This window comes from Pseudomonas sp. 2835, assembly GCF_050435905.1.
GTDB lineage: Bacteria > Pseudomonadota > Gammaproteobacteria > Pseudomonadales > Pseudomonadaceae > Aquipseudomonas.
This window is the reverse complement of the sequence record NZ_JBNDLE010000028.1, coordinates 1-13741: the sequence shown is the minus strand read 5'-3', so window position 1 is coordinate 13741 and position 13741 is coordinate 1. Positions and strand designations below refer to the sequence as shown.

Here is a 13741-nt window from a genome sequence, read left to right as displayed (position 1 = left end):
CAGGTGTCGGTCTGATGACATGCCCGGCCCGCCTGCTTGCCTGTACACTGCTGCGATTGCCGGAGGACCCTTCGATGAGCCGCGCCCCGATACTTTCCCTGCGCCATTATCGCCACGACCTGATCGCCCATAGCCACGACCACCCGCAACTGGTGTTCGGCCTGCGCGGGCGCCTGGAATTCGAGGTCGAAGGCCGCGGCGCGCAGTTGGAGCGCCAGGACCTGATGGTGGTCCCGGCCGGCAGCCATCACACCTGCGGCAGTACCGTCGGTAGCGATTGCCTGGTGTTGGACGTGCCGGTCGACAACTGGCTGGGCCAGAGCCTGGGCGCGCACCTGGACGCCAGCCAGCGCCTGCTCGAACGGGCCGGGCCATTGAACCTGGACCATCGCCAGCAGCAGTTGGTCGACTGGCTGGCGGCCAGCCCGATCAACGATCCACTGATTGCCCAGCAAGGTGCGGTGTTGCTGCTGGCCAGCCTGAACGGCGGCGCGGCGCCCGTTGCGCCTACAACCACACTGCCCTACGCCCGCTTCGACGCCCATATCGAGCAGAACGCCGCCTACCCGCTGCAAGTGGCCGACCTGGCGCGCCTGGCCGGGCTTTCCAGCGCGCGCCTGCATGCGCGGTTCATGGCTGAATGCGGGCTCACGCCCATGGACTATGTGCGCCAGCGACGCCTGCTGCGCGCACGGCAGCTACTACGCGACACCCGCTTGCCGATCGGCGAAATTGCCTGCCAGGTCGGCTACAGCTCGCAAAGCGCTTTTGCCGCCGCCATGCTCAAGGCCTTTGGCCGCACACCCGGTGCCCTGCGCCGCGATTCTGCCGACAATTGACGCGAGGACCGCGACAGACAGTGCCAGCGCCGCCCCCGTAAACTGGCGCCGCTGCCCTGCTCTATGACAAGGACCACCATGAATCACCGTACTGCCCTCGGCGCCCTGCACATCGGCGCACTGTTTTTCGGCCTCACCGGCGTGTTCGGCAAACTGGCCAGCGCCGCGCCTGCGATCATCGTCTTCGGCCGGGCCGCCTTCGCCGTGCTGGCATTGACCGTGTTCGCAGGCTTTGCGCGCAAGGCCTGGCAGCCCCTGCAAGCTCAAGACTGGCGCCGCCTGCTGCTCGGCGGCGTGCTGCTGGCCGGGCACTGGGTAAGTTTTTTCATCGCGGTGAAAGTTGCCGGTGTCGCCATCGCCACCCTCGGTTTTGCCAGCTTCCCGGCCTTTACCGTGATCCTTGAAGGGCTGCTGTTTCGCGAGCGCATCCGCAACAACGAGATCGTCCTGGTGCTGCTGGTGAGCCTCGGCCTGGTGCTGGTAACCCCGGACTTCGACCTGGCCAGCCAGGCCACCGGCGGGCTGCTCTGGGCGCTGCTGTCAGGCCTGCTGTTTTCGCTGCTGTCATTGACCAACCGCGCCGGCTCCGGGCGGATCCCGGCGGTGCAGGCAGCCTTGTGCCAGAACGCTGTGGTCGCCCTGTGCCTGCTGCCGGCAGCAGCACCAGCGCTGGGCAGCGTCAGCGCCATGGACTGGCTGTGGATCGGCCTGCTCGGGGTGTTCTGCACCGGTGTCGCCCACAGCCTGTTCGTCGCCAGCCTGGCGGTAATCAAGGCACGCACCGCCGCCGTGGTGTTTGCCCTGGAGCCGGTCTACGGCATCGCCATGGCCTGGTTGATCTTCGCCGAAACCCCGACCTTGCGCATGCTCATGGGCGGTGTGCTGATCATTCTGGCCATCGTTATTTCCAGCCGCCTGGCGGCCAGCAATCAAGTAGGCAAGGCTGCGCTCGCCAAGGGCTGAAGGTCAGGGCCGGTCGTTGTGGCCAAGATCGCGCTGCGGGTCGATCTGGTCGCGCACGCGCTGCTTGAGCACCTTGGCTTCAGGGAAGCCGCCATCGGCCTTGCGCTCCCAGATCTGCACGCCGTCGCAGGTAATACGGAAGGTACCGCCGGTGGCGGGTTCAAGGGCCACCCGCGCCAGATCGTCGCTGAAGGTGCTCAGCAGTTCCTGGGCCAGCCAGGCGGCACGCAGCAGCCACTGGCACTGGGTGCAGTAGGTAATGACAATTTCCGGTTTATGCGCGGACATATACTGAAGGTCTCCTGACAGGTGGGCGCGCTTATACTAGCGGTCTTTAGCCTTCGCTCCGAGAGCCATGATGCACCGCCTGCTGTTATCCCTGCTGCTGATGTTCGTTTCTTTCCCGCTGCTGGCAGCCGAAGCGCCCCGACCGAAAGTCGGCCTGGTGCTCTCCGGCGGTGCTGCCCGTGGCCTGGCCCATATCGGCGTGCTCAAGGCCCTGGAAGAACAGGGTATCAAGGTCGATGCAATTGCCGGCACCAGCATGGGCGCGGTGGTCGGCGGCCTGTACGCCTCCGGCTACAAGATCGACGAACTTGAGAAACTTGCGTTGAACATCGACTGGCAGCAGGCGCTGTCCGACGCGCCGCCGCGCAAGGACGTGCCGTTCCGGCGCAAGCAGGATGACCGCGACTTTCTCGTCAAACAAAAGCTCAGCTTTCGCGACGACGGCAGCCTGGGCCTGCCGCTAGGGGTGATCCAGGGCCAGAACCTGGCGCTGTTGCTGGAAAGCATGCTCGCCCACACCAGCGACACCCGCGACTTCGACAAGCTGCCGATTCCCTTCCGCGCCGTGGCCACCGACATCGCCAGCGGCGAAAAGGTGGTATTTCGCCGTGGCCACCTGCCCCAGGTGATTCGCGCCAGCATGTCGATCCCGGCGGTATTCGCCCCGGTCGAGCTGGATGGCCGGCTGCTGGTCGATGGCGGCATGGTCGACAACATCCCCCTGGATGTCGCCCGCGAGATGGGCGTGGATGTGGCCATCGTCGTCGATATCGGTACCCCGCTGCGCAGCCGCAAGCAGCTGGCGACCGTGGTCGATGTGCTCAACCAGTCAATCACCCTGATGACCCGGCGCAACTCCGAAGAGCAACTGGCGGCCCTGCACCGCGACGACATTCTCATCCAGCCACCGCTGTCGAGCTTTGGCGTCACCGACTTCGGCCGCGCCCAGGATATGATCGACGCCGGCTACCGCGCCGCCCGCGCCCTGGATGCGCGCCTGGCGGTGCTCAAGCGTCCACAAGCCAGCGACGGCGAACTGCTGGCCGCGCGCTCGCCGAGCCAGCGCACCCCGGTAATCACCGCGATCCGTATCGAGAACGATTCGAAAGTCAGCGACGACGTGATCCGCTACTACATTCGCCAACCCATCGGCGAGCCACTGGAACTGGGCCGCCTGCAGACCGACATGGGTACCCTGTACGGCCTCGATTACTTCGACCGGGTGCAGTACCGCGTGGTCCACAAGGGTGACGACAACACCCTGGTAATCAACGCCCGCGGCCGTCGCGGCGGCACCGACTACCTGCGCCTGGGCCTGAACCTGTCGGACGACATGCGCGGCGACAGCGCCTTCAACATCGGCGCCAGCTACCGGGTCAACGGCATCAACACGCTCGGCGCCGAATGGCTGACCCGCGCGCAAATCGGCGACCAGCAAGAGCTGTATAGCGAGTTTTACCAGCCGCTGGATGCCGGCTCGCGCTACTTCATCGCGCCGTACATCGACCTCGGCTCGCAGAACATCGAGGCCACCCTGGACGACGACCCGATTGCCGAGTACCGTCTGGAGCGCTACGGCTTCGGCCTCAACCTCGGCCGGCAGATCGGTAACAACGGCGAGGTGCGCTTTGGCGTCGGCCAGGCCTGGGGCCAGGCCGAGGTGCGCATCGGTGACCAGGACCTGCCCAAGGTCAATTTCAACGAAGGCTTCTACGAGCTCAAGTACTCGTTCGACACACTCGACAACGTCTACTTCCCCCACAGCGGCGAGGACATCAACCTGACCTTGCGCCAGTACGACCCGAACCTGGGCTCTGACCAGCGCTATCGACAGTGGGATTTGAACATCGACAAGGCCATGAGCAGCGGCCCCAACACCTGGGTGGTAGGCGGACGCTACGGCAGGACCCTGGATGATGCCGAGGTGGTCACCTCAAGCTTCGTGCTCGGCGGCGCCCGGCAGTTGTCGGGCTTTCGCCAGGATTCGGTGTCCGGGCAAAACGTCAGCCTGATGCGCGTAGTGTATTACCGCCGCCTGACCCCGCGCGCCTACCTGCCGCTGGACTTCCCGCTGTACCTGGGCGGCTCGCTGGAACGCGGCCGGGCCTGGAACAACGACAACGAGTTCGACAGTGGCTACATCAATGCAGCCAGCATCTTCGTCGGTTTCGAGACGCCCCTGGGGCCGCTGAACTTCAGCTACGGGGCAAACAGCGAGAATCAGAAGGCGATGTACCTGAACCTGGGTCACACCTTCTGAGGGTGTGATCAGGACTTTTCCAGGTTGGCCAGGATCCGCGCATGGACGCGCATGCAAATGCGCAGCTCCTCTTCGTCGACACCGACGAACAGCTCGGCGCGCAAGGCGTTTGCAATGGTTTCGATCTGGTCGATCAGTGGCTTGGCCGGCGGGCAGAGAAGGATTTTTTTTGCCCGGCGGTCTTCCAGCACCGCTTGGCGGCGAACCAGACCCTGGGTTTCCAGGCTGTCGAGCAGGCGCGCCAGGGTCGGGCCTTCGACGCCAACACTCTGGGCCAGCTCGCGCTGGGTCGGCGGCTCTTCGAAACGGGCCAAGTGCAGCAGCACCAGCCAGCGGGCCTGGGACAGGTTGAGCCCGGCCAGGCGCCGATCCAGTTCAGCGCGCCAGCCGCGGGACATATGTGCCAGCTGCATCCCGAATTTGTGTTGGTCGGTCAACGGCATAGAGAAACTCATCATCAGAACTAATTATTAGTCAGCTAACCATGACCTTGAGCCACAGGCAAGACTCATACAGCTGCAGGTGGTTCGATAATCGTTATAAATGATGACAAAGCCGGGTTTACATCTCGAATTCGGCAGCCAGCGCAGCCCGTACGCAATACAACACGCCTTCGGGCACTCGCCCGCCAAACTGCTCGGCAATCGCTGACACCGGCGGCAACTCGCCTTCACCATCGAGGAAGGCATCCTGGACTTCGCCCAACAGGTCTTCCGGCAGGTCCAGGGCCTGGTCCAGCGACAGCTCCTGGCGGCCAATGGCTTCGGCAAGCAGGCTGTAGACGTTCTTTTCGCTGCAGCTCAGTTGCCCGGCGATCTGCATCGGAGTCATGCCGGCGCGGGCCAGGCTGACCAGCTCGTGGCGCAGGTCGGTGACGATTTTCGGCGCCTCGACGCCGCCACCCAGCACTTCGAGGAAGGCTTCGCCGTAACGTTCCAGCTTGCGCGCACCGACGCCGCTGACCCGGCCCATCTCGCTGAGGCTGGTGGGCTGGCTGCGCAGCATCTCCAGCAGGGTCGAGTCGGGGAAGATCACATACGGCGGTACACCGTGCTCTTCGGCCAGCTTGCGCCGCAGCGCGCGCAAGGCTTCCCATTGTTCGCGCTCTTCGCCACGCACCAGCTGGCTGGCCGGGCTGCCGCCACTGCTGGAACCCTTGCTACTGGTTTGTGGCTTCAGATCTTTGCGCAGTTCGAGACTGACTTCACCGCGCAGCAACGGCCGGCACGTGTCGGACAGGCGCAGGCCGCCATAGCCTTCGAGGTCGATGTCGGCCAGGCCACGGGCGACCAGCTGACGGAACAGCGAACGCCAGTCGTGCTCGGAGCGGTCCTTGCCAACGCCGTACACGGCCAGCTTCTCGTGGCCGAAATTGCGGATCTTTTCGTTGTCGCGCCCCAGCAGTACATCCACCAGGTGGCCGACGCCATAGCGCTGACCGGTGCGATACACCGCCGACAGCGCCTGGCGCGCAGGCTCGGTGGCATCCCAGGTCTGCACGCCATCGATGCAGTTGTCGCAATGCCCGCACGGCTGCGGCAGCTCTTCGTCAAAATAATTGAGCAGGGTCTGGCGGCGGCAGCGGGTTTCTTCGCACAGGGCGAGCATGGCGTCGAGCTTGTGCTGCTCGATGCGCTTGTGGCGCTCGTCGCCTTCGGAGTTCTGCAACATCTGCTTGAGCATCACCATGTCCTGCAACCCATAGGCCATCCAGGCATCGGCAGGCAGGCCGTCACGACCGGCGCGGCCGGTTTCCTGGTAATAGGCCTCGAGCGACTTGGGCAGGTCGAGGTGGGCAACAAAGCGTACGTTAGGTTTGTCGATGCCCATGCCGAAGGCAATGGTGGCGACCATGATCAGGCCTTCCTCGTTGAGGAAGCGCCGCTGGTTGGAGGCGCGGGTCTCGGCAGGCAGGCCGGCATGGTACGGCAAGGCCGGGAAACCCTGCTCGCACAGGTAGGCGGCGACGTCATCGACCTTCTTGCGCGACAGGCAATAAACGATACCGGCGTTGCCGCGCCGCTCGCCGAGGAACGCCAGCAACTGCTTGCGCGGCTGCTCCTTGGGCACGATGCGGTAAAAGATATTCGGCCGGTCGAAGCTCGACAGGAAGCGCTCGGCGTTCTGCAGGTGCAGGCGGGTGACGATTTCTTCACGGGTGCGCATGTCCGCGGTGGCCGTCAGGGCGATGCGCGGCACATTGGGGAACAGTTCGGCCAGTTGCCCCAGTTGCAGGTACTCGGGACGGAAGTCATGGCCCCATTGCGATACACAGTGGGCTTCGTCGATGGCGAACAGGGCGATGTCGAGGGTGCGCAAGAAGTCGAGCATGCGCGGCTGCACCAGGCGTTCGGGGGCCAGGTAGAGCATCTTAACCTCGCCGCGGCGGATACGCCCGGCCAGTTCGCGCTGCTGCTCGGCACTGAGGGTGGAGTTCAGCGAGGCAGCGGCCACACCCAGCTCATCGAGGGTCGCCACCTGGTCGTCCATCAGCGCGATCAACGGCGACACCACCACCGCCAGGCCCGGGCGCAACAGGGCCGGCACCTGGAAACACAGCGACTTGCCGCCGCCGGTAGGCATCAGGACCAGCGCATCGCCACCCTTGGCCACGCATTCGATGATCGCACCCTGGCGACCCCGAAAACTGTCGTAACCGAAGATGTCCTTGAGGACGCGCTGAGCCTGTTCGAGCATAAAAACTCCAAAAATCGCAGAACCATCCTGGGCACAGGCTGGACGAAAAACCCGCTGGCGACACCCGAAAATGCGTAAGCGGCTTTTACCCGACCCCCGAGTTGCAAGGGCCCTAGGATAAAAGCCGGGCATTATACCGGAGCCTGCGGCCTTGCAGGATGCTCTGCGATAGACGTCTTCCTTTGCCTCGTTTGCGCTGCAAGGTGCTAGAATTCAGTATCGTTTATTCCCAAGGTAGCCCCGTAATGTCCTTCGCCGAGCAATTGACCCGCCTGCAAGCCTTTCTCGACGCCGACGAGCTGCACGAAGAGGCGCTGGACTACGTTGCCGCCCACGGCTACATGACCGCGCTGTCGATCTGTGCTGAGTCGGTCCCGGACCGCGAATGGATCGACGCCCTGTTCGCCGAAGAGCCGCATTACAAGGACGACGCCGAGCGCGAAGCCATCGAAGGCACCCTGCTCGCCCTCAAAGCTCACATCGCCCGCCAGCTGGCCAGCGACGAAGAGTTCGAGCTGCCATGCGACCTCGACCTGGGTGACGAGCCGGACGACTCCGACCTGCGCGGCTGGTGCATCGGCTTCATGGAGGGCGTGTTCCTGCGCGAAGAGGCCTGGTTCGAATCGGCTGAAGAAGAAGTCAGCGAGATGCTCCTGCCGATCATGGTCGGTTCCGGTCTGTTCGATGAGCAGCCTGAGTTCGCCGACATCGCCAGCGATGCCAACCTGATGGACGACATGATCGTGCAGATACCGGAAGCGCTGACCGCGCTGTACCTGCTGCTGCACGCCCCGGAAGAGAAGCCAGCCCTGCTCAAGCCTCGCCACCACTGAGTCGGCGTCCATGCGCTACCTGCTGCTGGCCACCGGCTGGCTCAGCGTCGCGCTGGGGGTGATCGGGATCTTCCTGCCGGTATTGCCGACCACCCCGTTCCTGCTCCTGGCCGCTGCGTGCTTTGCGCGCAGCTCGCCGCGCTTCCATCACTGGCTGGTCAACCACCCCAGGCTCGGGCCGTGGATTCGTGACTACCTCAGTGGTGAAGGCATTCCCCTCAAAGGCAAAATCTACGCCATCGGCCTGATGTGGCTGAGCATCGGCTTGTCCTGCTACCTGGTGCCGCTGATCTGGGCGCGGGGCTTCATGCTCACCAGCGCGGTGCTGGTGAGCATCTACATCTTGCGCCAGAAGACCCTGCGGCGCCCATCCTGAGGCACTAGCCCTCAGACCTGCAGGGTCATACGGTATCCACCTTCAACGAATGATCATTGAGCATGCCGTTGATGATCGTCGCCGTGTCCTGCCCCGCCGCAATCACCCCGCCCGCACCTGCCGTAACCCCATAGTGCTGGGCCAGGTTGACCCCTGCCAGATCAATGGTCTGGGTCGGCGCCGCGCCTGCCACCGAGCTGACCTCGATGGTCGACACCACGCTGGCGCCACTGCCGGTGACCTTGAAGTGCAGGTAATCATCCAGCGACGCGGTCGTCGGATTCTCACCCTGCAGCAGTTGCGACAGGTCCAGGTGATCGGTGCCGGGGGTAAAGTCGGTGACCACATCGTGCCCGGTGTTGCCCTGCTGATAGAGGAAGGTATCACTGCCGGTCCCGCCGGTCAGGGTGTTGTTGCCCGGGCCACCGATCAACACATCGTCGCCGCCACCGCCGATCAGGGTGTCGTTGCCCAGGCCGCCGTTGAGCACGTTGGCGTTGTCGTTACCGGTCAGATTGTCGTTATAGTCCGAGCCGATCAGGTTCTCGATTGCCACCAGGGTGTCGGTTCCGGCACCCCCGGTGTTCTGTGCACCGACCGTGCTCAGGTTGACCGTCACCGCACTGCCGGCACTGGCGTAGCTGGCGGTGTCGATACCCGCGCCACCGTCGAGCAGGTCGTTGCCGGCGCCACCGATCAACAGGTCATTGCCATCGCCACCGTAGAGGAAGTCGTTGCCATCCCCGCCGATCAGTACGTCGTTACCCGCCCCGGCATTGAGGGTGTCATTGCCAGCGCCTGCCAGCAGGGTATCGTCGCCGCTGGTACCGGTGAGGGTATTGCCCTCCTGATAAACGATGTCGACATTGCCGGTGCTGCTGCCACCATGTCCGTCGCTGACGGTATAGGTACCGTAGGCAGTTTCATTCTGGGCGTTGGAATAGTCGACGGTCATGGTCAACGCGTAGTTCTCAGCCGCGTTGGTGTTGCTGCCTGACGTATTGGTGAGGTTGACCAGGTGGATACTGTAGAGGCCGGCATGGCTGGCAGTGAAGGAGCCGCCGTCGGCGATGGTCTGGTAGCTACCACTTTCGTCCTTCCATTCCATCAGGATGTTGCCAGCCGCCAGGTTGTGATCGAGTGTCAGCGTCTCGCCTTTTTTAAGGGTAACGGTCAATACGTCCTCATCGTTGGCATTGGCCGTGGTCACTGCCCCCAGGTAGCCACTGACAACCAGTGCCGCCGTCATGGCATTGGCCGGGCCTCTGAAGGCACTGCGCGGCAGGTCCCGCAACTGGTTACCGCTACTGTTGTTGGTGCCATTGAAGGTAACTGTCGGCGGTGTCGCGCTGCCCACGGTGAAGCCTGCTCCTTTTGCCGCCCAGCCAGTATCGAAGGTGGTCGTCGAAGGCACGCTGAGGCGATCATGGTTGGTGTCGCTATCATTGGCCAGCAGTGCTTCGGCGGGCACGGTGATGCTGCTCGACAGAATGTTGCTGATGATATGGTCGGCTCCGGCCACTGGCGCGGTGTTGGCGTAGACGTTGATCACAAGGTTGGCACTGGCGGTATCGCCATCGTTGTCACTGGCCACGAAGCCGATCTGCTCGACCTGGCCACTGCCGGTGTCTTTGGGCGGCGTGTAGGTAAAGTCGCCGGTATCCATGTTAACCACGATGCTGCCGCCTATCGCCGTCTTCACGGTAATGCTGTTGGTGCCGGTATCGAAGGTGCCCCGGTCCGCCGCACCGCTGGTGGCATAAGACCCCGCACCGCCGTTGCCCTTCGGATCGTAGGTATAGGTAGTGCCGTCAATCACCAGCGACTTGATAAAGCCGCCATCAGCGCCGAACTGGCCGCCGCTCATCAGGCTGCCGGTGATCGGCGCCCCCTGCACGGTACCGGACAGCACCGAGTTGAGCTGGTTGAGGTCGGTGACCACGGTGGCATTGGTGTCGGTGTGGGTACTACCGTCGTAGGACAACGGATTGAGGTTACCGGCATTGACGCCATTGCCCAGACCGATCGCGTAGGACTTGATCCCATTGCTGTCGAGGAAACCCTCCCATTCAACTTCGCGCGGCGCGGTAATCGAGTGCCCCGAAGTGGGTGCGCCGTCAGAGAAGAAGTACACGATATTCTGCGCACCGGTGATTTTACCCCCGGTGGTGTAGGCCGACTGCGCCGAGGTAATCGCCGAATCGTAATAGGTCGAACCACCGGCACTGAGGCCGTTGACGATAGCCTTGGCCTGGTCGACGGTCACCCACACCGCTGAAGGCTGGTTGGCCCCGGTGGAGAAGGTCACCAGCTGGACCTTCACATCGCCCATTTCATCGTACTTGTCGAGCAAGGCATTGATCGCCTGCTTGGCCAGTTGCATGCGCGTCAGCCCTGGCACACCAGAGGCTTCCGCCATACTGCCGGACACGTCGATCACCAGCAGCAGGTTGGAGTCCACCTGACCTGGGGTCACCGAACGTTCGGCGCCCACTGCATTCGGCACGTCGTCGACGATCTTCACATCGATCGTGGCGTTGGCGGAACTGCCGTCGGTGTCGGTGGCGACGACATTGATGCTTTCGTTGAGGTTGTTGATGCCATTGGCGTTCGGATGGTTTTCGTTGTCGAGCAAGGTGTAGGTGTAACTGACTACGCCAGTGGCCGCGTTGTAACCGGTGATGGTGATGGAGTTACCCAGCGGCGTAGTACCCGTCTGCGGGAAGCCGTTGACCACCCCGCCACTGACCACGCTGATGCCACCGACGGTCAGGCTTTGCAGGCCGTCATGGGCCGTGACGGTGAAGGTGCCACTCTGGGTCAGGGCCGGGGAATCCGGGCTGGTGCCGTCGCTGAGGTTCTTCTCGTAGACGGTCAGCTCGCCACCGTTGACGTTCAGGCCGTCAATGGTTACCGGGTTGTCGAGATTGCTGACATTGAGCTTGAGGGTCGCCGTGCTGGTGTCGCCGTCGGCATCGCGCAAGGTGTAGGTGAACGTATCGACACCTGTGCCACCGCCGTGCAGGTTGATGAAGTCCTGGTCGTTGGGGTTAAGGGTGTAGGTATAGGAGCCATCAGCGGCCAGTACCAGGGTGCCGTAGGTACCGACGAAGGTACCCGCGGTAATCGGCCCGGTTACGCGGTCGGCACCTTGCACGTCGTTGGTCAGCACGTTTCCGGTCAAGGTCAGTTGCACTTCGGTGGCGGTGACCGCGTTGGTGTCGTTAACCGCGGCAGGCAAATCATCGACAATATTGATGTCGATGGAGCCGCTGGCGGTACTGCCGTCGGTGTCTGTGGCCGTTACGGTAAAGCTTTCGCTCAGGCTGTTGGCGCCATTGGCCGTCGGATGGTTCTCGTTATCGAGCAAGGTGTAGCTATAGGTCACCACGCCGGTGGCCGGGTTGTAGCCGGTGATGGTCAGGGTGTTGCCCAGCGCCGTGGTTGCCGATTGCGGGAAGCCGCTGGCCACCCCGCCACTGACCACCGTGATGCCGCCGACAGTCAGGGTCTGCAGGCCGTCCGGGGCGGTGACGGTAAAGCTGGCGCTCTGGGTCAGGGCCGGGATACTCGGGTTGCTGCCGTCGCCAAGGTTCTTCTCGAAAACGGTCAGCTCACCGCCGTTGACGTTCAGGCCGTTAAGGGTCACCGGGTCATTGAGGTTGGTGATATTCAGCACCAGGTTGGCGGTGCTGATGTCGCCGTCGGCGTCCTTCAGGGTATAGGTAAACGTCTCGGTGCCATTGCCGCCACCGTGCAGGTTTTTGAAATCCGCGTCGGTGGGGTCGAGGGTGTAGGTGTAGGAGCCGTCAGCGGCCAGCACCAGGGTGCCGTAGGTGCCGACGAAGGTGCCGGCGGTGATCGGACCGGTTGTCACACGGTCCGCGCCCTGCACGTCGTTGGTCAGCACGTTGCCGGTCAGGGTCAGCTGGTTCTCGGTAGCGGTAACGGCGTTGGTATCGCCCGCCGCAGTCGGTACATCGTCGACGATGTTCACGTCGATGGAACCGCTGGCGGTGCTGCCGTCGGTGTCAGTAGCCGTTACGGTAAAGCTTTCGTTGAGACTATTGGCGCCATTGGCCGTCGGATGGCTCTCGTTATCGAGCAAGGTGTAGCTGTAGGTCACCACGCCGGTCGCCGGGTTGTAGCCGGTGATGGTCAGGGTGTTGCCCAGTGCGGTGGTTGCCGATTGCGGGAAGCCGTTGGCCACGCCGCCACTGACCACGGTAATGCCACCGACGGTCAGGGTTTGCACACCGTCCAGCGCAGTCACCGTGAAGCTGCCAGTTTGAGTCAGTGCTGACGTATCCGGGTTGCTGCCGTCGCCGAGGTTCTTCTCGAAAACAGTCAGCTCGCCGCCTTCAACATTCAAGCCGTTGAGGGTCACCGGATCGTTGAGGTTGGTGACATTGAGCACCAGGTTGGCGGTGGACACATCGCCATCGGCATCGGTCAGGGTGTAAGTAAAGGTCTCGAGCCCATTACCGCCGCCATGCAGGTTGAAGAAGTCCGGATCGGCAGTGTTCAGCGTATAGGTGTAAGACCCGTCGGCGGCCAGCACCAAAGTGCCGTAGGTACCGACGAAGGTGCCGGCAGTAATCGGCCCGGTTGGCACACGGTCCGCGCCCTGTACGTCGTTGGTCAGCACATTGCCGCTGAGGGTCAGTTGGTTCTCGGTAGCGGTAACAGCATTGGTATCGCCCGCCGCGGTCGGCACGTCGTCGACGATGTTCACATCGATCGACCCGCTGGCGGTGCTGCCGTCGGTATCCGTCACACTAACCGTAAAGCTCTCGCCCAGGCTGTTGGTGCCGTTGGCATTCGGGTGGGCTTCGTTGTCGAGCAAGGTGTAGCTGTAGGTCACTACGCCAGTGGCCGGGTTGTAGCCGGTGATGGTCAGGGTGTTGCCCAGTGCGGTGGTTGCCGATTGCGGGAAGCCGTTGGCCACGCCGCCACTGACCACGGTAATGCCACCGACGGTCAGGGTTTGCACACCGTCCAGCGCAGTCACCGTGAAGCTGCCAGTTTGAGTCAGTGCTGACGTATCCGGGTTGCTGCCGTCGCCGAGGTTCTTCTCGAAAACAGTCAGCTCGCCGCCTTCAACATTCAAGCCGTTGAGGGTCACCGGATCGTTGAGGTTGGTGACATTGAGCACCAGGTTGGCGGTGGACACATCGCCATCGGCATCGGTCAGGGTGTAAGTAAAGGTCTCGACCCCGTTACCGCCGCCATGCAGGTTGAAGAAGTCCGGATCGGCAGTGTTCAGCGTGTAGGTGTAGGACCCGTCGGCGGCCAGCACCAAAGTGCCGTAGGTGCCGACGAAGGTGCCTGCGGTGATCGGACCGGTTGTCACACGGTCCGCGCCCTGCACATCGTTGGTCAGCACGTTACCGGTCAGGGTCAGCTGGTTCTCGGTGGCGGTAACGGCGTTGGTATCGCCTGCCGCGGTCGGCACGTCGTCGACGATGTTCACATCGATCGACCC

General features: G+C 63.2%; 9 protein-coding genes. 5 read left to right on the top strand and 4 right to left on the bottom strand.

The features are described 5' to 3' along the window. Nucleotides 1–74 precede the first annotated feature (74 nt). A complete protein-coding gene (locus tag ABIE20_RS25545) occupies nt 75–839 on the top strand; it encodes an AraC family transcriptional regulator (protein WP_429508192.1) in 765 nt (254 codons plus the stop codon). Nucleotides 840–917: 78 nt separating this feature from the next. Then, nucleotides 918–1802 carry a DMT family transporter gene (locus ABIE20_RS25540; protein ID WP_429508191.1) on the top strand — a complete coding sequence of 295 codons (885 nt, stop codon included), beginning with the start codon at nt 918–920 and terminating at the stop codon, nt 1800–1802. Nucleotides 1803–1805: 3 nt separating this feature from the next. Here the strand turns inward: ABIE20_RS25540 and ABIE20_RS25535 are convergent, their stop codons facing one another. Beyond that, nucleotides 1806–2090, bottom strand: coding sequence for a SelT/SelW/SelH family protein (locus ABIE20_RS25535; RefSeq protein ID WP_123567899.1), 285 nt, complete (start codon nt 2088–2090; stop codon nt 1806–1808). A 70-nt stretch (nt 2091–2160) separates the two neighbouring features. Here ABIE20_RS25535 and ABIE20_RS25530 point away from each other — a divergent pair, with 70 nt between their 5' ends. Beyond that, nucleotides 2161–4350 carry a patatin-like phospholipase family protein gene (locus ABIE20_RS25530; protein WP_429508189.1) on the top strand — a complete coding sequence of 730 codons (2190 nt, stop codon included), beginning with the start codon at nt 2161–2163 and terminating at the stop codon, nt 4348–4350. Nucleotides 4351–4358: 8 nt separating this feature from the next. Here the strand turns inward: ABIE20_RS25530 and ABIE20_RS25525 are convergent, their stop codons facing one another. Next, nucleotides 4359–4793, bottom strand: a complete 435-nt coding sequence (locus tag ABIE20_RS25525) for a MarR family transcriptional regulator (protein ID WP_429508187.1) — start codon at nt 4791–4793, stop codon at nt 4359–4361. 118 nt (nt 4794–4911) lie between these two features. Then, nucleotides 4912–7047 carry a DNA helicase RecQ gene (gene recQ, locus ABIE20_RS25520; protein ID WP_429508185.1) on the bottom strand — a complete coding sequence of 712 codons (2136 nt, stop codon included), beginning with the start codon at nt 7045–7047 and terminating at the stop codon, nt 4912–4914. Between the two features lie 245 nt (nt 7048–7292). Between recQ and ABIE20_RS25515 the strand changes: the two genes are divergently transcribed. After that, complete coding sequence (locus tag ABIE20_RS25515; protein ID WP_429508183.1) at nt 7293–7880, top strand: UPF0149 family protein; 588 nt, start codon at nt 7293–7295, stop codon at nt 7878–7880. Between the two features lie 10 nt (nt 7881–7890). After that, entirely contained in the window at nt 7891–8256 is a 366-nt protein-coding gene (locus tag ABIE20_RS25510; protein ID WP_429508181.1) for a YbaN family protein, read from the top strand. A 25-nt stretch (nt 8257–8281) separates the two neighbouring features. Here the strand turns inward: ABIE20_RS25510 and ABIE20_RS25505 are convergent. Next, nucleotides 8282–13741: Ig-like domain-containing protein (locus tag ABIE20_RS25505; RefSeq protein ID WP_429508180.1), on the bottom strand; the 5460-nt coding region annotated here is incomplete at its 5' end.

Bases quoted from the DNA above. Each gene is read 5' to 3' on its own strand.
- ABIE20_RS25545 (WP_429508192.1), top strand. From the start codon at position 75: ATGAGCCGCGCCCCGATACTTTCCCTGCGCCATTATCGCCACGACCTG.
- ABIE20_RS25540 (WP_429508191.1), top strand. From the start codon at position 918: ATGAATCACCGTACTGCCCTCGGCGCCCTGCACATCGGCGCACTGTTT.
- ABIE20_RS25535 (WP_123567899.1), bottom strand. From the start codon at position 2,090: ATGTCCGCGCATAAACCGGAAATTGTCATTACCTACTGCACCCAGTGC.
- ABIE20_RS25530 (WP_429508189.1), top strand. From the start codon at position 2,161: ATGCACCGCCTGCTGTTATCCCTGCTGCTGATGTTCGTTTCTTTCCCG.
- ABIE20_RS25525 (WP_429508187.1), bottom strand. From the start codon at position 4,793: ATGCCGTTGACCGACCAACACAAATTCGGGATGCAGCTGGCACATATG.
- recQ (WP_429508185.1), bottom strand. From the start codon at position 7,047: ATGCTCGAACAGGCTCAGCGCGTCCTCAAGGACATCTTCGGTTACGAC.
- ABIE20_RS25515 (WP_429508183.1), top strand. From the start codon at position 7,293: ATGTCCTTCGCCGAGCAATTGACCCGCCTGCAAGCCTTTCTCGACGCC.
- ABIE20_RS25510 (WP_429508181.1), top strand. From the start codon at position 7,891: ATGCGCTACCTGCTGCTGGCCACCGGCTGGCTCAGCGTCGCGCTGGGG.